Genomic DNA, 24212 nt, shown 5'->3' on the forward strand with positions numbered 1-24212 from the left:
CCGTCGTACGTGGCGGCTGCGGCGATCCGGCGGCGGCGCGGGCGCGACCGCACGGAGTACGCGTAGCGTCCTCACCACCCAGCATCCGCATCACCCGCACACCGACCAGGACCGGCGATCCACGTGAGCTCCTCCTCGATTACCACCGGGCGTACGCCATACCGTGGGCGGACCCCGGGCGCGTACCGACTGGTGCGTACCCCGCCGGCCCCCGTGAACCCCCCTCTCCTGGACGCATCGCAGCGCGCTGTGGTTGACCATCCCGGCGGCCCCCTCCTGGTACTGGCCGGGCCGGGCACCGGGAAGACCACCACCCTGGTGGAGGCGGTCGCCGCCCGCGTCGCCAAGGGTGCCGACCCGGAACGGATCCTGGTCCTCACCTTCAGCCGCAAGGCCGCCGTGGAACTGCGCGACCGGATGGCGGCGCGGCTCGGCGGGGCGCGCGGGCCCCAGGCCACCACGTTCCACTCCTTCTGTTACGCGCTGATCCGCGCCCACCAGGACGCGGATCTCTTCGCCGAACCGCTGCGGCTGCTGTCCGGACCCGAGCAGGACCTCGCCGTCCGGGAACTGCTGGCGGGGCAGCTGGACCTGGAACGGGAGGGCCTGGCCCGTATCCACTGGCCCGACGAACTGCGCGCCTGCCTGACCACGCGCGGCTTCGCCGACGAGGTACGGGCGGTCCTCGCACGCTCACGTGAATTGGGCCTGGGACCGCGATCCCTCGCGGACTTCGCGGCGCGGCAGGGGCGGCGGGACTGGTCGGCGGCGGCCGCGTTCCTGGCCGAGTACCTGGACGTGCTCGACATGCAGGGCGTCCTCGACTACGCGGAGCTGGTCCACCGGGCGGTGCTGCTGGCGGGCTCGGTGACGCTGCCGGACTACGACGCCGTGTTCGTCGACGAGTACCAGGACACCGACCCCGCGCAGGTGCGGTTGCTGCGGGCGCTGGCGGGGGGCGGGCGGACGCTGTACGCGTTCGGCGACCCGGACCAGTCGATCTACGCGTTCCGGGGGGCGGACGTCAACGGCATCCTCGACTTCCCGGACACCTTCCGGTGCGCGGACGGTACGCCGGCGCCGGTCGCCGTCCTGACCACCTCGCGCCGCTCGGGCGCCGCGCTGCTGTCGGCCACGCGCCTGCTGACCGCCCGGATGCCGCTGCCGCGCCTGCCCGCCGAAAAGGCCCGGGCGCACCGGGACCTGGCGGCGGTACGGGAGGGCGGACGCGTCGAGGCGTACACCTTCCCGACCCCCTCCACGGAACTGGACAACATCGCGGACATCCTGCGGCGCGCCCACCTGGAGGACGGCGTCCCGTGGAGCGACATGGCGGTCCTGGTCCGCGCGGGCGGGCGCACCATCCCCACCCTGCGCCGGGCACTGACGTCGGCGGGCGTGCCGCTGGAGGTCGACGGCAACGACGTCCCCCTGCGCCACGAACCGGCGGTCACCCCGCTGCTCACGGCCCTCCGCGCGGCGGCGACCCCTCTGCCGGGCCCCGCTGACGCCGATGCCGATGCCGATGCCGATGCCGATGCCGACGCCCCGGCCCCGGCCGCCGGCACGACGGAGGCGCCCGCACAGGCCGACGCCGACGCCGAAGGCTCCGAGGCCGCCGGTGCGGCCGGGGGCGAGCCGTGGCTCGATACCGAGACGGCGATCAGCCTCCTCGCCTCGCCCCTCGGCGGGATGGACGCCGCCGACCTCCGCCGCCTGGGGCGCGCCCTGCGCGACGAGGAACGGGCCGGCGGCAACAAGGTCCCGCCGCCCTCCGACGTGCTGCTCGCCCGCGCCCTCGCCGAACCCGAGCGGCTCGTCGCGCACGACCCCGCGTACGCCCGCGGCGCCCAGCGCCTCGGCGCGCTCCTGCGTGACACCCGCGCGCTGCTCACGAGCGGCGGCACCGCCGAAGAAGCCCTCTGGCACCTGTGGAACGGCACCCCCTGGCCGGCGCGGCTGAAGCGCGCGGCGCTCCGCGGCGGCGCGGCCGGCCGCAACGCCGACCGCGACCTCGACGCCATCTGCGCCCTGTTCGACACCGCCGCCCGCGCGGAGGAACGCACCGGCGGCCGCGGGGCGCTCAACTTCCTCGAAGAGCTCGACGCCCAGGACATCGCCGCCGACACCCTCTCCAAGAGGCCCGTCCGCCCCGACGCCGTCCGGCTCATGACCGCACACCGCTCCAAGGGCCTGGAATGGAGCCTGGTCGTCGTCGCCGGCGTACAGGAGGGCCTGTGGCCCGATCTTCGCCGCCGCGGCTCGCTCCTCGAAGCCGACCGGCTCGGGCGCGACGGCCTCGCCGAGCCGCTCACCCCCGGCGCCCTGCTCGCCGAGGAACGCCGACTGTTCTACGTCGCCGCCACCCGCGCCCGGGACCGCCTCGTCGTCACCGCCGTCAAGGCGCCCGCCGACGACGGCGACCAGCCCTCCCGCTTCCTCACCGAACTCGGCGTCGAGCCCAAGGACGTCACCAGCCGCCCCCGCCGCCCGCTCGCCGTGGCCGCCCTCGTCGCCGAGCTGCGCGCCACCACCGTCGACCCCGACGCGTCCCCGGCCCTGCGTGACGCCGCCGCCCAGCGCCTCGCCAAGCTCGCCGCGCTCACCGACGACGAGGGCCAGCCACTCGTACCCGCCGCCCACCCCTACCGCTGGTGGGGCCTGTACGACCCGACCCACTCCACCGTGCCCCTCCGCGACCGGGACCGCCCCGTCGCGCTGTCCGGCAGCGCCCTGGACCAGCTCGCCAACACCTGCTCCCTCCAGTGGTTCCTGGGCCGTGAGGTCAAGGCGGACGCCCCCGCCACCGCCGCCCAGGGCTTCGGCAACGTCGTCCATGTCCTGGCCGACGAAGTCGCCTCCGGCCGCACCCCCGCCGACCTCGCCGTCCTCATGGAGCGCCTGGACTCCGTGTGGAACGCCCTCGCCTTCGACGCCCCCTGGAAGTCCGCCCAGGAAAAGGAGCACGCGCGCGTGGCGCTGGAAAGGTTCCTGCGCTGGCACGTCATGGACCGCGGCGGCCGCACCCCCGCCGCCACCGAGCACGACTTCGACGTCACCCTGGAAGCGGGGGAGTACGAGGTACGGATCCGGGGCTCCATGGACCGCGTCGAGGCGGACGAGCACGGCCGCGCGTACGTCGTGGACTTCAAGACCGGCAAGTCCGCCCCCACCAAGGACGAGGTCGCCCACCACCCGCAGCTCGCGGTCTACCAGCTCGCCGTCCGCGAAGGCGCCGTGGACGAGGTCTTCGACGGACGCCGCCCCGAGCCCGGCGGCGCCGAACTCGTCCAGCTGCGCCAGGCCGCCCCCAAGAAGGAGGGCGGGGACCAGCTCCCCAAGGTGCAGGCACAGGAACCGCTCAGCGGCGAATGGGTCGGCGACCTCCTCGCCACGGCCGCCGGCCGCGTACTGGACGAACGGTTCACCCCGTCCACCGGGCAGCACTGCGGCCACTGCGCGTTCCAGACCTCGTGCAGCGCCCGCCCGGAGGGCCGGCACATCGTGGAGTGAGGACGGTGAGGACCGGATGAGGACCGGACGGGCACCGGATGACGACCGAGTGAGGACTGTCAGTGGGGCCCGTTAGCCTCATTGACCGTGACCATTCGCCTCACCGACCCCGAGCAGCTCAAGGAGCTCCTCGGCATCCCGTTCACCCCGGAGCAGACGGCCTGCATCACCGCGCCGCCCGCCCCGCAGGTCATCGTGGCCGGAGCCGGTTCCGGCAAGACGACGGTGATGGCCGCCCGCGTGGTCTGGCTGGTCGGCACGGGCCAGGTCGCGCCCGAGCAGGTCCTCGGACTGACGTTCACCAACAAGGCGGCCGGTGAACTCGCCGAACGGGTGCGCAAGGCCCTGGTACGGGCCGGGGTCACCGACCCGGACGTCATCGACCCCGACAACCCGCCGGGCGAGCCGCGCATCTCCACGTACCACGCCTTCGCCGGGCAGCTGCTCACCGACCACGGCCTGCGCATCGGCCTGGAGCCCACCGCCCGCCTCCTCGCCGACGCCACGCGCTACCAGCTCGCCGCCCGGGTCCTGCGCGAGGCGCCCGGTCCGTACCCGACCCTGACCAGGTCGTTCCCCACGCTCGTCAGCGACCTGCTGGCCCTCGACGCGGAGCTCGCCGAACACCTCGTACGCCCCGCCGACCTCCTCGCGTACGACTCCGGCCTCCTCGCCGCCCTCGAAGGCGCCCGCCTGACCAACGCCGACCTGCGCAAGGTCCCCGAGGCGGCCGCCGCCCGCCGCCAGCTCACCGACCTGGTCGTCCGCTACCGCGACGCCAAGCGCGCCCGCGACCTGCTGGACTTCGGCGACCAGATCGCCCTGTCCGCCCGGCTCGCGCTGACCCGCCCGGAGGTGGGCGCGATCCTGCGCGACGAGTTCCGGGTCGTCCTCCTGGACGAGTACCAGGACACGTCCGTCGCCCAGCGGCTGCTGCTGTCCGGCCTGTTCGGCGGGGGCACCGGCCACCCCGTCACGGCCGTGGGCGACCCCTGCCAGGCGATCTACGGCTGGCGCGGAGCGTCCGTCGCGAACCTGGACGACTTCCCCGAGCACTTCCCGTACGCGGACGGCAGCCCCGCCACCCGCTTCTCGCTCAGCGAGAACCGCCGCAGCGGTGGCCGCCTCCTGGACCTGGCCAACGGGCTCGCCGAGCCCCTGCGGGCCATGCACCAAGGCGTCGAAGCCCTCCGTCCGGCGCCGGGCGCCGAGCGCGACGGCACCGTCCGGATCGCGCTGCTGCCCACCCAGGCCGAGGAGATCGCCTGGCTCGCCGACTCCATCGCCCACCTCGTACGCACGGGAAAGGAGCCCGGCGAGATCGCGGTCCTGTGTCGTACGGCGACCGATTTCCCCGAGATCCAGGCCGCCCTGGTCGCGCGGGACGTCCCCGTAGAGGTCGTCGGCCTGTCCGGGCTGCTGCACCTGCCGGAGGTCGCCGATCTGGTCGCGGTCTGCGAAGTCCTCCAGGACCCGGGCGCCAACGCCTCCCTGGTGCGCCTCCTCACCGGCCCGCGCTGGCGGATCGGCGCCCGGGACCTGGCGCTGCTGGGCCGGCGTGCCCGGCTGCTGGTCCACCGGTCGGGGGACGACGCCGACGCCGACCCCGACGAGCGCCTGGCGGCGGCGGTCGAAGGCGTGGACCCGGCGGAGGTCATCTCGCTGGCGGACGCCCTTGACACCTTCCTCGACCCGGCCGGTCACGACGACGACCTGCCCTTCTCCGCCGAGGCCAGGGTCCGTTTCGCCCGCCTCGCCACCGAGCTGCGCGACCTGCGGCGCTCCCTGGCCGACCCCCTGATGGACGTCCTGCACCGGGTCCTGGCCACCACCGGCCTGGAGGTCGAGCTGGCCGCCTCCCCGCACGCCCTGGCCGCCCGCCGCCGTGAGACGCTCTCGAACTTCCTCGACATAGCCGCCGGTTTCGCCTCCCTCGACGGCGACGCGACGCTGCTGGCCTTCCTCGGCTTCCTGCGCACCGCGGCGCAGTACGAGAAGGGCCTCGACAACGCCCTGCCGGGCGGCGAGAACACGGTCAAGGTCCTGACCGCGCACAAGTCCAAGGGCCTGGAGTGGGACGTGGTCGCCGTCCCCGGCCTGGTCGCCACGCAGTTCCCCAGCACCAGGTCCCGCGAGTCCTGGACGGCCCAGCCCCAGGTCCTCCCGCACGCCCTGCGCGGCGACGCCCCCACCCTTCCGGCGATCGACGAGTGGGACGCGAAGTCCCTGAAGTCCTTCAAGGACGCCATGAAGGACCACCAGCACACCGAGGAACTGCGCCTCGGGTACGTGACCTTCACCCGCCCCCGCTCCCTCCTGCTGGGCTCGGCCCACTGGTGGGGCCCCACCCAGAAGCGCCCGCGCGGCCCGTCCCCGTTCCTGCACGCGCTGTACGAGCACTGCGCGGCGGGTTTCGGCGACATCGAGGTCTGGGCCGGCGAACCGGCCGAGGACGCCGAGAACCCGACGCTCCACGAGTCCACGGCCGACCGCGCCTGGCCGCTCCCGCTGGACCCCACCTCGCTCGCCCGGCGGCGCGCGGCCGCCGACAAGGTCCTGGAGTACCTGGACTCCCCTGCGGACCCCGTGCCCCCCGGCGCCCCGACGGCGACGACCTCTCCGGAACCGGAAGGCCCGGGCCCCGACCACCGGGACCATCCGAACCACCCGGACCACCGGGACCCCCCGGACGACCTGGAGCACCGGAACCACCCCGACGACCCCGGCCACCCGGACCACCGGAACCCCCCGGACCCCCCGGAGCACCTGAACCACCGGAACCACCCTGACGACCCGGACCACCCGGATCCGGGCTACCCCGACGACCCCGGCCACCCCGACCCTGACGAGCCGTGGCCCGACGACCTCGCGGACTGGGACGACTGGGCGACCGGGCTGCCAGGCGCGCCCCTACCCGGACCCGGCGAACCCGGCGAACCCGGCGGAGCCGCCCCCGTCCCGCCGGCGAACGCCGCCCCGTACGCCGACGTGCCCGCGACCCCGTACGCCGACGTGCCCGCCCCTCGGCGTGGCGACGCCGACGCCGGGGGTGCCGCGGCGCGCGCGCCGGAGGCCGGCGGCCGGGGGCCCGGGGGCCCGTCCACGCGGCGGGGGGAACACCTCGCCCCCGAAGAGGCCCGCACCATCGCCTCCTGGGACCGCGACCTCGACGCCCTCACCGGCGAGCTCCTCCGCGCCCGCGCCACCACCCGCGACGTCCCCCTCCCGCCGTCCCTGTCCGCCTCCCAGCTGCTGCGTCTCGCCGCCGACCCGGACGGTTTCGCGCAGGAACTGGCCCGCCCCATGCCGCGCCCGCCGCAGCCCGCCGCCCGGCGCGGTACGCGGTTCCACGCGTGGGTGGAGGCGCGGTTCGAGGCACTGCCGCTGCCCATGCTCGGCCCCGACGAACTGCCCGGCGGCGAGGTGTTCGCCGACGAGCCCGAGATCACCGACGAGCGGGACCTCGCCGCCCTCAAGGAGGCGTTCGAGAACACCGCGTACGCCCACCGCACTCCCTACCGTGTGGAGGCACCCTTCCAGCTGGCTCTGGCCGGCCGCGTGGTCCGGGGCCGTATCGACGCCGTCTACCGCGACAGCGACCCGGCCACCGGAGCCCCCACCTACGAGATCGTGGACTGGAAGACCAGCCGTTCCCGTACCGCCGACCCCCTCCAGCTCGCGGTCTACCGCCTGGCCTGGGCGGAGCAGCACGACCTGCCGCTCTCCGCGGTCACGGCCGCCTTCGTCTACGTACGCACGGGCGAAGTGGTCCGCCCCGACCACCTGCCCGGGCGCGCCGGGATCGAGGCCATCCTGCTCCGTGGGACGGCCGACGAGACGACCGACGAGGCCGGATAGGCTCAAGGGCATGAGCGACACCCCGGACAGCGCCGTCCCGACCGTACGTGCGTACGTGGAGCAGCACCGCGCCGCCTTCCTCGACGACCTCGCCGAGTGGCTGCGCATCCCGTCCGTGTCGGCGCAGCCGGTGCACGCCCCGGACGTACGGCGCAGTGCCGAGTGGCTCGCCATGAAGCTGAAGGAGACGGGCTTCCCGGTCGCGGAGGTCTGGGAGACGCCCGGCGCACCCGCCGTCTTCGCCGAGTGGCCCTCGGGTGACGAGGACGCGCCCACGGTCCTGGTCTACGGCCACCACGACGTGCAGCCCGCCGCCCGCGAGGACGGCTGGGACACGGATCCCTTCGAGCCGGTGATCCGCGAAAACCGGCTCCACGCGCGCGGTGCGGCCGACGACAAGGGCCAGGTGTTCTTCCACACCCTGGGTGTGCGCGCGCACCTGGCGCTGACCGGCCGCACGGCCCCCGCCGTCAACCTCAAGCTGCTCGTGGAGGGCGAGGAGGAGTCCGGGTCGCCGCACTTCCGGGCGCTGGTCGAGGAGCACCGCGCCCGCCTCGCCGCCGATGTCGTGATCGTCTCGGACACGGGCATGTGGTCGGAGACGACGCCCACGGTCTGCACCGGCATGCGCGGCCTGGCCGACTGCGAGATCGACCTGTACGGACCCGACCAGGACATCCACTCGGGTTCCTTCGGTGGCGCCGTACCGAACCCGGCCACGGTCGCCGCCCGCCTCGTCGCCGCGCTGCACGACGAGGACGAGCGCGTCACGATCCCCGGCTTCTACGACAACATCGCGGAACTCACCGACGCGGAGCGGGAGCTGATCGCCGAGCTGCCCTTCGACGAGGCGTCCTGGCTGGCCACGGCCGCGTCGCACGGCACCCTCGGGGAGGCCGGCTACTCCACCCTGGAGCGCGTCTGGGCCCGCCCCACCGCCGAGGTCAACGGCATCGGCGGCGGCTATCAGGGCCCCGGCGGCAAGACGATCATCCCGTCGTCCGCCCACCTGAAACTGTCGTTCCGCCTGGTCGCCGGTCAGGACCCGGACAAGATCGAGGCGGCCGTACGCGACTGGGTCGCGGCCCGCGTCCCGGCCGGCATCCGCCACGAGATCACCTTCGGCGCCGCCACCCGCCCCTGCCTCACCCCGCTCGACCACCCCGCCCTGAAGGCCGTCGTACGGTCGATGAGCCGGGCCTTCGACGGCGCGAAGATCCGCTTCACGCGCGAGGGCGGCTCTGGCCCGGCCGCCGACCTCCAGGACGTACTGGCCGCGCCCGTGCTCTTCCTGGGCATCTCCGTACCGTCCGACGGCTGGCATTCGCCCAACGAGAAGGTCGAGCTGGACCTGCTCCTCAAGGGCGTGGAGACCACCGCCCACCTGTGGGGCGACCTGTCCGCCGTACTCCGCTGAAGAGACACCCACCCACCCGGGGGAGTTGGAAGCACCAGTGAGCATCCTGAGCAACGAGGCCGGGCACCGTCCGATCGTCCTCACCGCCCCGAGCGGCATCGACCGCGCCGCCCACCACCGTCTGGACGAGGCGTGGCTGGCCGCGGCGTGGAGCCACCCCACGACCCGGGTGTTCGTGGTCTCCGGCGGGCAGGTGCTGATAGACGACACCCCCGACGGCCGCACCGAACTGGTGATGACCCCGTCCTTCGAGGCGCCCGTCACCGAGACGCACCGGTACTTCCTGGGCAGGGACGAGGACGGCGTCAGCTACTTCGCCCTCCAGAAGGACGCCCTGCCCGGTCGCATGGACCAGTCGGCCCGCCCGGCGGGTCTGCGCGAGGCGGGGCTGCTGCTGTCGCCGCGTGACGCGGGACTGATGGCGCACGCCGTGGCACTGGAGAACTGGCAGCGGTTGCACCGGTTCTGCTCGCGCTGCGGCGAGCGCACGGTGATCGCTGCCGCGGGCCACATCCGCCGCTGCCCGGCCTGCGGCGCCGAGCACTACCCGCGTACGGACCCGGCGGTGATCATGCTGGTGACGGACGAGGAGGACCGGGCGCTGCTGGGCCGCCAGGTCCACTGGCCCGAGGGCCGCTTCTCTACGCTCGCGGGCTTCGTCGAGCCGGGTGAGTCGATCGAGCAGTCGGTGGCCCGGGAGGTCTTCGAGGAGGCCGGGGTGACGGTCGGCGAGGTGGAGTACGTCGCCAGCCAGCCCTGGCCCTTCCCGTCGAGCCTGATGCTGGGCTTCATGGCGCGGGCCACGTCGTCCGAGATCAACGTGGACGGGGACGAGATCGAGGAGGCCCGCTGGTTCTCCCGGGAGGAGCTGCGGGCCGCGTTCGAGTCCGGCGAGGTCCTTCCCCCGTACGGAATCTCGATCGCGGCCCGTCTGATCGAGCTCTGGTACGGCAAGCCGCTGCCGAAGCCCGGAAACGTCGCCTGACGCGCGCCGGTACGGCGGGCCCCGCCCCTCGGCCCCGCCGAGCGGCCGGGGCAGCGGGCGGGGCCGGGCGGGTAACCGGGCCGGTCATCCCACCGCGGGGTACGCCTCCAGGCTGCCCATGTTGCCCTTGACCAGGCCGACGGTGCCATCGACCAACGCCGGGGCCACCCCCGGCTTCACCTCGCGGTCCGCACCGGTGCGCGCGTCCAGGACCACGGGCCCGCCGCCCTCCACCTCGCCGTACACGGCGCCGTGCCAGACGGCCGTGACCTCCAGCGACTTGCGGTCTTCGGTGGGCAGCGCCCACAGCTGCTTGCCGGAGATGGCGTCGTAGGCGTGCACGCGCTCATAGGTGTACGCGATGCCGCACACGACGACACCACGTTCGTCGAAGGCGCACACCCAGTCCTCCGTGTCGGTGGACCCGTCGAGGGGCAGGCGGACACGCGGCTTGCCCGTCCTGGCGTCGATGACGTCCACGGAGTCGTCCCCGAAGTCACCGAAGGGGGACGAGTACGTCGCCTCGACCTGGACGGTACCGGTGCCGATGGACCGCGCCTTGAGCGTGTTGCTCCTCGCGTACTGCTCCCAGAGCGTGCCGCCGTCCTTCGGCGACAGGCCCACCAGCCGGGTGAACTCGGGCGTGAACGGCTGGTCGTGGGGCTCGACCTTGATCTCCTCGGAGCTCTTGACCACGCCGATGACCGCTCCGCCGCTGTAGACGGGGTCGGTCAGACCGGCGCCCTGCTTGTCCCACAGCTTCTTCCCGGTCGCCGGGTCGAGCGCCCACACGGAGCCCTCGTCGGAGAAGACGGCCGCACTGCTGTCGGCGCCGATGAGCATCCCCGGAGCGTCGATCACCTCGCTCCACTGCTTGGCGCCGGAACGGGGGTCAAAAGCCACGACCGCCGTCGACGATGCCGACTCCTTCGAGGTGCCGGTACCGCCCGTCACCGTGCGCACGGCGGCGATCACCACGGTACGGCCCGGGAGTTGGACCACCACGGGGACCGGAACCTCCGCCACCGGACGGTCACTGAGCGGGGCGGACCAGACGACCTTGCCATTCGCGGTGTCGTAGGCGGACACCCGCTTGCCGTCCGCCGCGTAGGCGATCCCCTTGTGCAGGGCGAACGAGGCCCGGCTGAACCGGGTCTGGCCCACGTCCTCCGGTGACACCTTCAGGGCGTCCGGCAGCCGGGTGTCCTTCCGGGCGTCGAACCTCACCGGCGGGTCATAGCTCTTACGCGGTGCGGGGGACGGTGACGCGGAGGCGGACGGCGACGCCTTCGGACCGGCCTGGCCGCCCCCGCCCGCGCCCGCTTCGTCGCTTCCGCCGCACGCGGTGAGGGCGCCTCCTATGAGGGCGGCCGTGGCCAGCGCGGTCAGTGGTCGTCGGGATCGCACAGAGGAGCCTTTCATCATGTCGTCGTCACAGGCGGGGGCCCTTGGGGCCCTGCTTGAGGTCGGGCAGCGGCGAGTCGGTGAGCGAAGGCGCGTGGTTCTGCGTGCGCTGTGCCGGAAGCCCCGGAGCGGCCGGGGGAGTGATGCGATCACGCAGGCTGGGCCCGTCGTCCTCCAGCAGGGCCGCCAGGTCCTCGCTGACCTCCGCGTCCACGGGCGCGGTGGCCGTGGCCCCGGCCGCCTTCGCCTCGTTGCCGGCGCGTACTTCCGCCTCGTAGGCCCGGACCTCCTCGATGATCTGGGGCCGCACCGCGGGGTTGAGCGTGGCCCGGACCTTGCGCTCCCCGAGCTCCTCGACGCCTGGCGGTATCGGGACGTTCTGGTAGCGCTCGTTCTGGAGGAGGTCGATCGCCTGCTCGTACTCCTTCGCGAGTTCCGGATCGTTCTCGAACTTCTTCGCATAGGTGTTGGCCCGGGAGATCTCGTACAGCTCGTGGTTGTCCATCTTCGCCCGGAAGCTCTCCGGCGTATGGAACTGGAGCTCGAACTTCTCGGCTCTCTCGGCGTGTTCCCAGGTCGTGTTGAGGCCCTTGTACACCGGGTCTTCCCAGGTGTTCTTCTCCGATCCCGGGACCGGCCGGTACCCCTGCTCACGCAGCTGCTCGTACACCTGCTTCGTGCCGGCGGTGTACTCCTCGGCGGGGAACGTCAGGGTGTAGCGGTGGAGGTCGTTGTTCTTCGACAACGGCTTCTCGACCGGGACACCGCGCATCGCGGGCTCCGCGACCTTGCGGCGCAGAGAGTCGAGGCCCTTGAGCGAGTACTCCAGCCCCTCGAGTCGGCCGCCCCGGCCGGCGACCGACGACTGCATCGCTCGCATCTTGCGGTCGAGCTCGGCCTGGACCTTCCGGGCCTCCTGCCAGCGGTCGGTGACGACCTTGTTCTGCTCAGGCGTGAGCCGGAAGCCGGAATCGGTTCCTTCGCCGCGCCATGCCCCCGTGTCGTCGATCACAGATCGGTCGCTCCGCTCACGCCGCGGACCTGCCGCAGCAGACGCTCGGCCTCATCCGGGGTGACCTCGGCGAGATACGTCAACTCGTCGGCCCGCGCACTGAAGTGGTCGAAGACCCGGGCTGTCGGCTCCCACGTGTTGGTGGCCATGAAGGCCTCGTCGTAAATCCGCTCGGGGCTGCGCCGCCGCCGCACCACCGAGTAGGGCGCCTCACCGGCGCGCCAGGCCGCCTCGTCCTCGTACTCCGCCCAGTACCGCACCCACCCCTGGCGGTCCGCCTCCAGCTCCTTGGCGCGCTCCGCCGTCACCGGGTGCAGCGCCTCCGGCAGTGGCTGCTGCCTGACGGGGTTGTCCCCGCCCACCCTGCGCCACTCCCAGGTGAGCAGGGACAGGTACTCCCAGGAGTCGCCGCTGCGCCGCCACAGGCTGCTCGGCCGCTCCACGGTGTAGCCGGGATCGGTGTCGACGAAATACTCGTACTCGTACTGCTCGCTCATGCGGTGTTCCTCCTTGCGCTAGAGGCGTCGATACGTGCCTCAAGTGCCGCCTGGTCGGTGAGGCGGCCCGGACGGTCGGGTGAGTGGTCGGACTCGCAGCCCTTGAACATGTAGTTCTGCCGGATCCGCTCAAGCGTCGGCCAGAGCCACATCTGGTGCCAGTAGGCCATCTCCTGCCCCGCTCCTCCCGACGCCGCGTCGGCCTCGGAAGCGGCGAGCCAGGCCGCGCGCAGCCCGGCGAGTTCCTCGGTCACGCCGCCGTGCGCGGGCCAGCAGGGCCAGATACGCAGGTGGAGCTGGGGCGCGTAGTGGCCGCTGAGCCAGTCGACCCAGGCTGCCAGGTCCCGCCAATCGCGCTCCGTCGCCCGGTATGACCAGGGGCTGCCCACGGGCCGGTCCGTCCCGGGCGGCGAGGCGGCGGAGGGGCCGGGCCTGCCGGGGCCACCGGGGCCGCCGTGCGGGCCCCGCTCCAAGGTGTCGAGGCGGGCCAGGATCTCCCTCAGCACCTCCTCCACCTCGCGCTGGTCGTTCTTCACGCGGGTGGCGAAGGCGCGTACCAGCGCTTCCAGCTTCTCGCGGTGCTGCCGTACGGCCTCGACGTCCTGGGCGAGGCGCAGCACGGCCGGGGCGACCGGAGGCGTCTGCTCCGTGCTCACGGCTTCTCCAGGCTCGATCCTGCGCTCGATCCGGCGCTCGGTCCGGTGCCCGGTCCGGCACCCGGTCCGACTCGGCGCGCCCTCGTGGCGTGCTCGGCGGCCCGCAGCCGCTTGCCGTCGCGGCGTGCGTCCCACGGCACGAGCTCGGCGATGACACCGGGCGCGCCACGGAAGAGCAGCAGCGCCTGGCCGCCGGGCAACTGCCGGATCTCCTCCGGGCGGAGCACCCGCCGCTCGCGCTCGGCCTGCGAAGTGGTGGAGACGAAGAGGCGGTTGGACTCGCGGGAGGTCGACACCTCCGCCATCTCGGTCTCGCCGACGAGTTCGGAGAAGCGGCGCAGTGCCTCGATGTCCTTGAGCCCGCCCATGACCAGGGTGGCGGCGGCGTTGTCGAGGAGGGTGTCGGCCTCCTGCTCGCCCCATCGCAGGACGGCCTGGGCGAGGGACTGCAGGGCGTACACGAGGTGGATGCCGTAACCGCGCGCGTCGGAGGCCAGCGAGGGCAGCTTCGGCAGGGGTGCGACGTTGGCGACCTCGTCCAGGACCAGGCGCAGGAACGGGTCGAGACGCCCCGAGGGGAGTCTCGGGGCGCGGCGCTTGGCGGCGTCGACGACCTCGCCGAGCAGCATCGTGGTGAGCGGCGAGACGTTGGTGGAGGCGTTGGCGTCGCTGATCAGTACGAGGGTGTCGCGGGAGGCCACGAACCGGTCGGGGTCGAAGGCGGGCACGTCCTTCTGCGGTGTGACGCACCGCAGCACCTTGCGCAGCGCGAGCGGTTCGATCTGCGCCGCGAGGGTCTGCCGGGTGGAGGCGACCGTCTCGTCCGCTCCGGTGGAGACCGACCTCAGCAGGACGTCCCAGCCCGGCTCCGCGCCCGGGTGGTCGGTGAGGATGGTGCGCGGCTCGTCGGCGTTCTCCAGGTTGGTCGCCCAGCGCATCACGTGCTCGATGGTGCGGCCTTCGAGCGCCGCGGCGTGGAGGAGCCGGGTCAGGGCGGAGGACGCGGTCTGCTGGAAGAAGCCGGCGTTGGTGGACGAGGAGTCGTCGGCGCCCATGCCCACGGAGAACGACAGCGCCCGTGAGGTCGCCGTCTCGCCGTCCTGGCAGCCGGCGACCGGGTCCCACACCATCCGCTCGGGCCAGCCCACGGTGTCGAGCGGGTCGAAGACCCACACCCGGCCCATGCGGGAGCGGGGTTCGGCGATGACGTCCAGGACGTCGGCGCGGGTGGAGGTGACGACCAGAGGGCCGGGCGCGTCCAGGCAGGCCGGGATGACGACGGTGCGGGACTTGCCCGCCCCGGAGGGGGCGATGACGGCGACCGAGTCCTCGGGCGTGGCCACCAGGGCTTGCCCGGTGCCGAGTTGACGGCCGAGGAGCCAGCCGACCTCGCTGAGGTCCGCCCTGGCCGCCGCTCGTGCGTCGAAGCTGCCGTCGCTGCGGGCGAACGTCGTCGCCCGGGTCTGCGCGGCCGACTTGCGGGCCCGCTGCTCACCGAGGGCGTAACGGGCCTCGATCGCCGAGGCGAGTCCCTCGCCGCTCCGGCTCCTCGACCGCTGCCGCGCCCAGCGGACCACCGACCACACGAGGAGGGCCGGTCCGAGGAGGAAGGCGGCCCAGACGCTGAGCGTGACGCCGGCCGAGGCCGGACGTACCCCGTCGCCGAGCGCGCCGAGCGGTTCATGGACGATGAGCGCGGCAACGGTCGAGGCGACGTCGGACACGGCCAGGCCGTCCGCGGTCGCCCATACCGCCAGGTGCCAGGAGACCGCCGCGGCGGCGATCGCGCAGACGGCTTTCAGGATGCTCGTCTCACCGCTGGAACCGGCCCTCTGCGGCTTGCGTCCCAGATCACGTCCGCGGCTCATTACCGCTCCCCCGAAGTACCGAACTCGCCCGAACGGGCGACGTCATGATGCTGCACGACCGTAGCAGCCGCAATGTCAAAAGGGCTTGAGAGGCCCGGTGCGCGGACGGAGCATGGGGATTGTCGGACGTTGTGGTTAGACTCGGCGCCGCCCTGAGCACGGGGCCGTCGGCCGGCCTTACGGGTCCGGCTGTTGGAGAGATCAACGGGGTACGGGGAAGTCGGCATGGGGGCATTGCCCAAGGCCATTCGCGTCATTCTCAACCTGCCGGAACCACGGCAGCAGCAGACCGAGAGCCGGGCGCCTTCCGAACAGGGGGGCACCGTGCAGCCGGGGCCCGCGGGGGGCGCCAGCGCGCCCGGTCAGGTCAATCCCTGGGTGGAGGCCGCCCGTCGGCTGGAGCCGGCGGACGGGCCGGCCGTCCGGGGGAGGGGCGAGGGCGGCCCCGCGGCCCGTGGCACGGGCGGGGCCGGCGGCCGCAAGGGGTCCGAGGGGGACTCCGGCGTGCCGTGGAACGTCCACGAGGAGACGAGCGGCGCCAGGTTCGCCCGCCGGTTCGGACGGGGCCTGCTGTGGACGGTGGTGGTGCTCGCCGCGATCACCGGTGTCCGTTCGTGGTTCTTCCCCGACAAGCCGCCGCCGGCACCGGCGCCGGTCGTGCAGGCCCCGCCCCGCTATGCCGAGGCCCAGGCCCAGGCGGTCGCCTCGCGCTTCGCCCGCGCCTATCTGACGTGGAGCGAGGACGCCGTGGCGCAGCGGGAGAGTGCCCTGTCCCTGGACCTGGCGCCCGGTGTGGACGTCAGGCTCGGCTGGGACGGCAAGGGCGCCCAGCGCGTGGAGGAGCTGTACGCGGGGACGGTGACCGTGCTCAAGGACGGCCGGGCGCGGGTCCGGGTGGAAGCGCTGGTGTCGGGCGGCGCCGCCCCGAAGGCGAAGGCGCCGGCGCGGTGGATCGGGCTGGACGTTCCGGTGGTCCAGGTGGGCGAGCGGATCGTGGTGACCGGCGCGCCCGGAACCGTCGCGCTCGGCAGGCCGAGCGCGCCGCCCGCCTGGGAGGCACCGGAGTCCGACGCCGAGATGTCCACACGGACGAAGAGCGTCGTGGACCAGTTCTTCCGGCAGTACGCGACCGGGGACCCCTCAGCGGTCGCCGCGCCTGGTGTGCGGATCCCGCCGCTGCCCAAGGGCTACGGCTTGGTGTCGGTGAACAGTTGGGCGGTCGACTTCGCCAAGGGTGACGACCGGACAGGGACGGCCGTCGTGACGTGGAGTACCTCCGGCGGAACCGTTTCGCAGACGTATCGCGTCAGCATCACTCGTGTGGCCTCCGCAGAGGCAGGGCGCTGGCAGGTCTCCGGGCTCCACGGCGGAGCGTACTGAGACCCGGAGCACGGGTGCGCAGGCTCATCGAAGACAGGAACCACTGAAAGGGCATGGCATGTCCATGATCGAAATGGCCGCTCCGCTGACGGACGGGGGGCAGCTCAAGGACTGGGTTCTGCTCATCGCAGGCAACATCTTCATCGTCATCCTCGCGGTCCGCGGCATCGGTTACTACGCCAAGCGCGAATGGGGCGAGCTGATCGGCCACCTCATGGCCGCCGTGGTGATCGCCGGAATCGTGTACGCGCCGAACGTCGCCATCGGCCTGTTCCGGGGGATCTGGGAGAAGGTCGCGGGGGCCTGATGCGCAAGGGCTACACGTTCACCCGTCACTTCGACCTGGAGACGCGGCAGCACGAGCTGATGGGCCTGGACCTGGGTGAAGGTGTGCCGAGGCGGACCCTGATACTCGGAGTGGCGCTGTTCGCCACGTGGTGCGGCGCTCTCGTGCTGATCTTCGGCGCGCCGTCCAAGTACACCTTCTCCGCGTACATGTTGCCGCCGCTGATCATCGCCGTGCTCGGAGCCCAGCGCAACCGCAGGGTGGACCGGCGGCGCAACCTCACCTGCTGGGCGCTGACCTGGCGGTACGTCACCAGCGGCCACCGCCCCCTGATCAACGGCGGCCGCCGGGCCGCCGAGCGTTCGGAGTGGATTCCGGTGCGGGCCCGCTGGGGCGACCGGATCGACAAGCTGCTCGACCTCCCCGGCTTCGGCGGCCTGGAACCCCTGCTCAGCGGCGAGAACAAGCCGGCTCCGGCGGCCTCCCCCGTCCGGCTGGACGCCCGGGCGCGCATGTACGGCCCCGACCGCGTGTGGCACGCGCGCAAGAAGGCCGGCCTGACCGACAAGAAGACGTCCCGACCCAGCAGGAAGGCGAAGGTGTGAAGCTCACCAAGGCACTCGGACGCTTCATGGGCCTCGGACCCGAGCGAGCCCTGCCTCCCCCTCGCTACGAGGCGCTCGCGGACGGTCTGGTCATCACCGACACCGCCGCCGAGGCATGGTTCGTGCTCTCCGGATCCAACACCGACCTCATGGCCGAGCCGGCCCGCGACGCCGAGCAGGACACCATCGCCTCCGTCCTGGCCCGTACCCTCGCCGGCTACGAATGCCACCTCAAGGTGCTGTGGTCGCCGCTCAACGCGGCCGACTACGTCGACGAGTCCGAGGAACTGTTCTCCGCCGGCCGCTACCGGGACTGGACGCAACTGCGCGTCGACCGGCTCGACATGCTCCAGCTCCCCAGCAGGCACCTGCTGCTGGGCGTGCGGATCGCCGAACGGAACAACCAGACCAAGGCCAAGAGCCGGGCCGGCTTCCAGGAGGCCCTGGGACTGGGCACGCGCGCCGTCTCGTACAAGGAACTCGCCCGCCTCGACGCGCTCACGCGGCGCCTCGGGCGGCAGTTGGAGAGCACCCCCTGGAAGGCGCGGCCCGCCACGGTGGAGATGCTCGCCTGGATGATCGCGCGCGAACAGCACCGCGCCGCGCCGCTCCCCGCGGCCAACGGCGACGGAGCGATCTCCGGTGCCAAACTCGCCCAGCTCACCCAGGGCAAGGTCATGCCCCACCCCGACCACCTCCAGATCGTCGACGGCCGGGGCGAGGTGGCGGCCTGGGTCTCGGTGCTGGCCATGACCGGATTCCCGGAGGAGATGGAGAGCCCGGGCAGCGGCGAGTGGCTGCGGGCGGTCTCGGAGATCACCTACATCCCGGAGAACGAGGGCGAGACGTTCCACGACTACGGGCAGATCCCCGTCGTACCCGTCAATCCCGAGGTCTCCGTGCGGTTCGAGGTGATGCACAAGCGGGACGCCCTCAAGACCATCGACGAGGTGCGCAGGCTCGCCAAGGAGCAGCGCCAGTCGGCCGCCAAGCACTCGGCGGGCGAGGCCGGCCGGGAGATCGAGGAGACCGAGCAGGTCATGGCCGAGCTCGCCCGCGACATGAAGCGGGACGACGTGACCCTGATCGAGGACCACCCGCGGCTCGTCGTCACCAGCGACGTCGGCGTGGAGGACCTGCGGGCCAAGGTCGACGCCGTCATCTCCTACTACGGCGGTCTCGGCATCGAGGTCGTCGTCGGCACCGACGAGCAGCGGGAGTTGTGGATCGAGTCCCAGCCCGGAGACCTCGTCCGGGTCGCGGACCTCGGCCACACCCGCACGGTGGACGCCTTCGCCGGCTCCTGGTTCTGGGGCGGCGCGCAGGTCGGCGACGACAAGGGACCGATCATCGGCTACCTGACCGGCTCAACCCCCGGCGTCGTGCGCAACGACCTCACCGCGGGCAGTGAGCGCGGAGACGCGACCACCACCGCCTTCATCGGCCGCTCCGGTCGCGGCAAGACCACCGGCATGATGCTGAGCCTGCTCGACGCCGGTTTCCGTGAGGCGTTCGTGCTCGCCCTCGACTTCAAGGGCGACATCGGCGGACTGGTCACCGCGGCCCAGTCCTTCGGGCTCAACTCCCATCTCGTCCAGACCGGTACGCACTACGCGGGCGTCGCCGACCTCTTCGGCATGCTCGGCGAGGACGAGCGGGCACAGGTCGAGGTGCCGGCCCAGCTGGGCATCGCCCTGCCCTCGCACCTGCGGGCCCGTGGCGCCGAGACCCCGATCCAGAAGGCCGTCAACCAGGTCGTCGCCGAGGGCGAACCGGCCACCTGGAAGGTGATCCAGCGCCTGCGCACGAGCGAGGACCCCCTCGCCCAGGAGACCGGCGAGGCCCTCTACGAACTGTCCCTCACCGGTGTCGGGGCGCCCTTCATGGGGCGGCCGTCGGGCGAGCCGATGCTGGTGCCCAGGCCCGGCCTGTGGGTGGTCCAGATGCCCGGGCTGTCGCTGCCCGACGCCGACAGCGACCGCGAGGACTGGAACGTCACCCAGCGTCTGTCGGTCGCCCTGATGCACTCGATGATCGCCTACGCCGTCACCACGGCCGGCCGCAAGGACCTCCGCGGACTGCGCAAGGTCGTGGCCGTCCCCGAGGTGCACGTGCTGACCGCGACCCGGGAGGGCAGCGCGTTCCTCCAGTACATCGCCCGGGTCGGCCGCGCGCTGTCGACCGCACTGGTCGTGGACACCCAGGACCCGGAGAGCCTGGCCGGCCTCACCGGCCTGGTCGAGCAGCTGACCACGGTGTTCGGCTTCCAGCTGACGACGCCCCAGCAGCAGAGCGCGCTCGCCGCGCTGCTCGGGCTGCCGGACGACGAGCACACCCGTCGCCTGATCCAGGCGATCGGTCTCCAGCCGGACGGCGAGATCCGGCACGGTCACTGCATCACCCGCGACCGCCGGTTCTCCTGCGCCACCACGCAGTTCGACATCCCCAGCAGCGACCTGCTCCGTCTGCTCAGCACCACCCCGAAGATCAGCCGCTTCGGCGCGGAGGCGGCGGCCGGGGCGGCCACCGGCACCGGGCCGGACACGATGCGGGAGGCCATGGCGTGAGCGGGACCGCGGACACCGTACGAAGCGCGGACACCGTACGAGGGGGGCGGCGCCCATGAGGCTGCGTACGCTCGCCGTCCCCGCCATGGGGGCGCTGACCACCGTCATGCTCCTCGCCAACGTCGCCTACGCGGCCGACCCCATCCCGCCGATCGGCGCGGGCGGGCTGATCCCCGAGGTCACCGGCCCCCCGAGCGGGGCCGGCACGCTCTATGAGACGTACTCCACGGACCTCGGCGTCTGGACCCTCGACGAAGACCTCGACACCGGCGTCACCGAGTGGAAGAACAACGCCCGTTACGCCCAGCACCTCATCAACCAGGTGCTGATGGGCATCATCGTGCTGGTCGGCCGCGCCTGCGTGGTGATCACCCAGTGGGCGATCAAGGGCGCCTCGATCGACGAGCTGACCGGGCCCATCGTCAACGCGGTCTCCGGGGCCGCGGGCACCCTCGTCCCCACGGTCCTGCCGGCCTGTCTGGTCATCGGTGCCCTCGTCGCCTACGGAAACCACCGCAAGGCACAGGGCTCCCAGATGTCGCAGATCGGCTGGCTGGCGGCCGCCGCGATCTTCTCGTTGTCCCTCCTCACCAGCCCCGCCGTGTGGGTCGACGGCATCAACTCCGTCCGCAACATCGGCTCGGACGTCTCGTTCACCGTCGCCAACGCCGGGATCGGCCAGCCCGGCGACACCCCCATCAAGCTGTCGCACAAACCGGAGTTCGCGGGGGACGCCAAGAACACCGTGATGCGCAAGGCCGGTGACGCCGTATGGCGGACCTACGTCGCGACCCCTTGGTGCGTGGCGGAGTTCGGCAGCCTGGAGGTCTGCGAGAAGGCCGGCGAGGGCCTGCTGAACGAGGCCAAGAAGGACGGCGGCGACCGGGGGAAGTGGCTGCACCACAACGTCCACGGGGACCCGGACCAGAACTCGGGCACCTACGTCGGCGACGCCTCCGTCGACTGGCGACAGGGCATGAACCCCTCCGGCCGGATGATGGTGCTGCTCCTGGGCATCGTCGCCGTGGTGATCTACGCGGTTCTGGCGCTGATGCTGGCCTTCGCGTCCATCGCGTCCCTGCTGGGCGCGCTGATGCTGCTGGTGGCCGGGGCGGTGTTCGCCTGTCTGTGGGTCATCCCGGGACGGCCCCGGCAGTGGGGTGTCAAGTGGTTCGACGCGCTGCTGGGCATGGTGTTGCAGTCCTGCATCGCCACCCTCGTCCTGTCCTGCGTACTGATCATCACGGTCGTGTGCACGCAGACCGCCGGAAGGCTCGGCTGGCTGCTGTCCTCGGGCCTGTCGATCACCGCGGCCATCGTGGCCTTCAAGCTGCGCCGGCTGGTCGAGACGATCATGGGCTCGATGAGCGGGCTGAGCGGCGAGGCGGGTATCGCCGGACTCGCCACCGCCAAGGCCGGCGCTCTCGCGGGCAAGGCGGCGGCCCTTGGTGCCAGGGCACCGTTCAGGGCGGGCAGGAAGACCGGCGACCTCATCGGGAAGCGGATGAGCGGGCGCGGCGGTGGGAGCGCGGACGGCGCGGCCGAAGGCGGCACGGTGGCCGGTGTGACCACTCGGGGCGGCCGGTTCCGCAGCAGCCCGCCACCGCCCCCTCCGGGCGAGCAGCTCACGGGCCGGGGCGCCGGCCAGGACCTCGCCAAGGGACCCGGCCAGAGCCTCGGGAAGGGTCCCGGCCAGGACCTGGGCAAGGGGCCGGGCCAAGGGGCCGGGCGCGACGGCGCACAGTCCGTCGGCGCCCCGGGCGGGCCCGGAACCCGCGGGAAGTACGGCAGGCCCGAAGGGGACAAGGCCGCGGGCGAGCGCGCCGCGCAACGGCGCGGACGGACCGCGCCGCCGCAGCGCCAGAGCTCCTCGCTGGACGCGATGCAGGACCGTCAGCGCGCACGCCTCGACCGTGCCGAGCGCCGCGGTGGTCAGGGCGGCCAGGTCCCCAAGCCGCGCCGCCGGGCCGCGAGCACCTCGGACTTCAACTTCCGCAGGATGCAGCCCAGCCGCCGGCCGGCACCTTCCTCCACCCCCCGCACCCTGCCGGTGCAGCGCGGGAGCAGGGCGGCCCTGCTCCAGCAGCCGGCCGGTGAACGCCGCACCACCGGGGACCGGTAGCCGCGACGGCGGCCGGCCGGGGTGGGCAGGCCGCCCGCCCCGGCCGGCGTCCCGCCCCCAGCCACATCACGAGACGGGGCCCCCAGCCACATCACGAGACGGGAAGGTACATCGGTGGAGAAGAAGCCTCGGGAACGGCCGTCCGGGCCGGAGGACTGGAGGGAACTCCTCAGGACCCAGTACGACTACCCGGAGGATCTCGCCCCGGAGGGCGCGGGACGCAAGGCGCGCCGCAGAGCGAAGAAGGAGTGGCGCGAGGCCGACCGCGAGAGTCGCCGCGCCTACATACGCGGCGTGAGGGAACGGGAGCCCGCCTCCCCCGGCGGGGTCATCGTGCTGATCGTGGCGCTCCTGGTGATCGGCGGGGTCGCCTCCTGGCTGTTCCCCAAGGACTCCGAGGACGACGCGAAAGCGGCGGACCATGTGCAGGCGAGCCCGACGGCCGCCGTCTCCGGGGCGGACTCCTCCTCCGGGACGGCGGGACAGCCGCCGGCTTCGGCCTCGCCCTCGGCACCGGCCGTCGACCTGTCGCAGCCGGACGAGGTCAGCGCCGCCTTCATCAAGGCGTACCTGACGCGCGACCCCGTCAAGGACCAGGGACCGCAGGCGTCCGTGGAGCGGGCGGAGCCCTGGATGACGAAGAGTCTCCGGGACAACCTCGCCGCCCACCCCGACCCCGCCTACAAGCGCCTCGTCATCCGGGGGGGAGTCGCCACGGTCGGCAAGGTCGAGGTCGCCGAGGCCGGTGACGAGCTGCCGGTCGACATCCCCAAGGTGCGCGCCTTCCGCGAAGTGCGGGCATCGATCGCCGTCAAGGAGTGGGAGACGAAGACCGAGGTGCGCACACTGCACCTCGAACTCGTCTACACCACAGAGGGCTGGCTCGTCGCCCGGATCCTGGACCTGGTCTAGCGGTGAAGGGCCAAGCCGTACTCAACGGGGTGGCCGGCCGGGCGCTGGGACTGAAGGTCGGTGCCTTCGGCGCCGCGGTGTTCCTGGTCTTCCTCGTACTCCTGGGCTTCGTCTCCGGAGGCGGGGAGTCGGCGGCCGACTCGGGCAGCTGTCCCGGCAACGCGGACGTGGGCGACGTCGGGGACACCGGACTGCCGCCGAGCCAGGACCAGATCACCAACGCCAAGATCATCGATGGTGTGGCGGTGAAGCGGAAGCTCCCGGGCCGGGCGACGCTGATCGCCCTCATGACGGCGCTTCAGGAATCGGGGCTGCGGAACATCGACTACGGGGACCGCGACTCGGTCGGCCTCTTCCAGCAGCGGCCCTCGGCCGGCTGGGGAAGCGTGGCGCAGATCATGAACCCCGAGTACTCCGCCAACGCCTTCTTCGGCGGACGCGGGGCCGGTCACCCGCGCGGTCTGGTGGACATCAAGGACTGGCAGCTCAAGCCGCTCGGGGTGGTGGCCCAGGCCGTCCAGGTCTCCGCCTTCCCCGATCTGTACGCGCCGCGCGAGGGCCAGGCCCGGACCATCGCCGGGCAGGCCGGCATCGACCTGGAGCGGGCGGGCGGCGCGACCGGGGAGCCGGTCGCGCCGATCGACGGCGGCACGTCCTGCGGCGACGGCGGGGAGCCCGGCAAGCCGGGGGAGCCGTTCCACGACGGAGCCGCCGACTGGCCCGCGCAGGTGAAGAACCCGCGCTCCACCGCGGACGCCATCGCCTGGGCGAAGAAGGAGGCCCACGGAGGGCCGGACTGGTACCGGATGTGCCTGGCGTTCACGGCACGCTCGTACGGCTGGGGCTTCTCCGGCACCGCGTACGCCATCGACCACTACCAGAAGGTGATGCCGGCCTCGATGCGTCACGACGGTGACCGCAAGCCTCCGCCCGGAGCGCTCATGTACTGGGACACCGGAAGCCGGGCGGGCCATGTGGCGGTGTACGTGGGGGAGGGGAAGATCGCGAGCAACGACATCAGGCGCCCCGGATACATCGACGTGGTGCCGGCCACCGACCCCGAGACGAAGTGGGGGGCCACGTACCTCGGCTGGTCACCGCCCTACTACCCCAACGGGGGATGAGCGTGA

General features: G+C 72.7%; 16 protein-coding genes. 11 read left to right on the forward strand and 5 right to left on the reverse strand.

Translation table 11 applies throughout. The annotated features are described in order from the left end of the window. The first annotated feature begins 123 nt into the window (after positions 1 to 123). The 4 genes from QWM81_RS11295 to nudC all read left to right on the forward strand — a co-directional run bounded on the left by QWM81_RS11295 (position 124) and on the right by nudC (position 9773). Complete coding sequence (locus QWM81_RS11295) at positions 124 to 3513, forward strand: ATP-dependent helicase (RefSeq protein ID WP_290111699.1); 3390 nt, start codon at positions 124 to 126, stop codon at positions 3511 to 3513. A gap of 87 nt (positions 3514 to 3600) precedes the next feature. Further along, the gene (locus QWM81_RS11300; RefSeq protein ID WP_290111700.1) at positions 3601 to 7371 is read left to right on the forward strand and encodes an ATP-dependent helicase; all 3771 of its coding nucleotides are present in this window, start codon (positions 3601 to 3603) and stop codon (positions 7369 to 7371) included. Between the two features lie 10 nt (positions 7372 to 7381). After that, the gene (locus QWM81_RS11305) at positions 7382 to 8788 is read left to right on the forward strand and encodes a dipeptidase (protein WP_290111701.1); all 1407 of its coding nucleotides are present in this window, start codon (positions 7382 to 7384) and stop codon (positions 8786 to 8788) included. Positions 8789 to 8825: 37 nt separating this feature from the next. Continuing rightward, the gene (gene nudC, locus QWM81_RS11310; protein ID WP_290111702.1) at positions 8826 to 9773 is read left to right on the forward strand and encodes an NAD(+) diphosphatase; all 948 of its coding nucleotides are present in this window, start codon (positions 8826 to 8828) and stop codon (positions 9771 to 9773) included. Between the two features lie 84 nt (positions 9774 to 9857). Here the strand turns inward: nudC and QWM81_RS11315 are convergent, their stop codons facing one another. The 5 genes from QWM81_RS11315 to QWM81_RS11335 are packed head-to-tail and all read right to left on the reverse strand — an operon-like array spanning position 9858 to position 15210. After that, a complete protein-coding gene (locus QWM81_RS11315) occupies positions 9858 to 11180 on the reverse strand; it encodes an outer membrane protein assembly factor BamB family protein (RefSeq protein ID WP_290111703.1) in 1323 nt (440 codons plus the stop codon). 25 nt (positions 11181 to 11205) lie between these two features. After that, positions 11206 to 12189 carry a hypothetical protein gene (locus QWM81_RS11320; RefSeq protein WP_290111704.1) on the reverse strand — a complete coding sequence of 328 codons (984 nt, stop codon included), beginning with the start codon at positions 12187 to 12189 and terminating at the stop codon, positions 11206 to 11208. Beyond that, positions 12186 to 12686, reverse strand: coding sequence for a hypothetical protein (locus tag QWM81_RS11325; RefSeq protein ID WP_290111705.1), 501 nt, complete (start codon positions 12684 to 12686; stop codon positions 12186 to 12188). Before QWM81_RS11325 ends, QWM81_RS11320 begins: the two co-directional genes overlap by 4 nt. After that, positions 12683 to 13342, reverse strand: a complete 660-nt coding sequence (locus QWM81_RS11330; RefSeq protein ID WP_290111706.1) for a hypothetical protein — start codon at positions 13340 to 13342, stop codon at positions 12683 to 12685. The genes QWM81_RS11325 and QWM81_RS11330 overlap by 4 nt, the downstream gene beginning before the upstream one ends. Continuing rightward, positions 13339 to 15210 carry a type IV secretory system conjugative DNA transfer family protein gene (locus tag QWM81_RS11335; protein WP_290111707.1) on the reverse strand — a complete coding sequence of 624 codons (1872 nt, stop codon included), beginning with the start codon at positions 15208 to 15210 and terminating at the stop codon, positions 13339 to 13341. Before QWM81_RS11335 ends, QWM81_RS11330 begins: the two co-directional genes overlap by 4 nt. Positions 15211 to 15435: 225 nt before the next feature. On the opposite strand from QWM81_RS11335, the gene QWM81_RS11340 reads away from it, so the two are divergent. The 7 genes from QWM81_RS11340 to QWM81_RS11370 all read left to right on the forward strand — a co-directional run bounded on the left by QWM81_RS11340 (position 15436) and on the right by QWM81_RS11370 (position 24206). After that, complete coding sequence (locus tag QWM81_RS11340) at positions 15436 to 16590, forward strand: conjugal transfer protein (RefSeq protein WP_290111708.1); 1155 nt, start codon at positions 15436 to 15438, stop codon at positions 16588 to 16590. 58 nt (positions 16591 to 16648) lie between these two features. Beyond that, entirely contained in the window at positions 16649 to 16897 is a 249-nt protein-coding gene (locus QWM81_RS11345) for a hypothetical protein (protein WP_290111709.1), read from the forward strand. Then, complete coding sequence (locus QWM81_RS11350; protein WP_290111710.1) at positions 16897 to 17481, forward strand: hypothetical protein; 585 nt, start codon at positions 16897 to 16899, stop codon at positions 17479 to 17481. The genes QWM81_RS11345 and QWM81_RS11350 overlap by 1 nt, the downstream gene beginning before the upstream one ends. After that, the gene (locus QWM81_RS11355; RefSeq protein WP_290111711.1) at positions 17478 to 20048 is read left to right on the forward strand and encodes an ATP-binding protein; all 2571 of its coding nucleotides are present in this window, start codon (positions 17478 to 17480) and stop codon (positions 20046 to 20048) included. The genes QWM81_RS11350 and QWM81_RS11355 overlap by 4 nt, the downstream gene beginning before the upstream one ends. 55 nt (positions 20049 to 20103) lie before the next feature. Further along, positions 20104 to 22170, forward strand: a complete 2067-nt coding sequence (locus QWM81_RS11360) for a hypothetical protein (RefSeq protein WP_290111712.1) — start codon at positions 20104 to 20106, stop codon at positions 22168 to 22170. A gap of 114 nt (positions 22171 to 22284) precedes the next feature. Then, positions 22285 to 23082 (forward strand): hypothetical protein, encoded by a 798-nt coding sequence (locus QWM81_RS11365; RefSeq protein WP_290111713.1) that lies wholly within the window; start codon positions 22285 to 22287, stop codon positions 23080 to 23082. Positions 23083 to 23084: 2 nt separating this feature from the next. Then, positions 23085 to 24206 (forward strand): peptidase M23, encoded by a 1122-nt coding sequence (locus QWM81_RS11370; RefSeq protein ID WP_290111714.1) that lies wholly within the window; start codon positions 23085 to 23087, stop codon positions 24204 to 24206. The last annotated feature ends 6 nt before the right edge of the window (positions 24207 to 24212 follow it).

The organism is Streptomyces ficellus (genome assembly GCF_030406405.1).
Classification (GTDB): domain Bacteria; phylum Actinomycetota; class Actinomycetes; order Streptomycetales; family Streptomycetaceae; genus Streptomyces; species Streptomyces ficellus_B.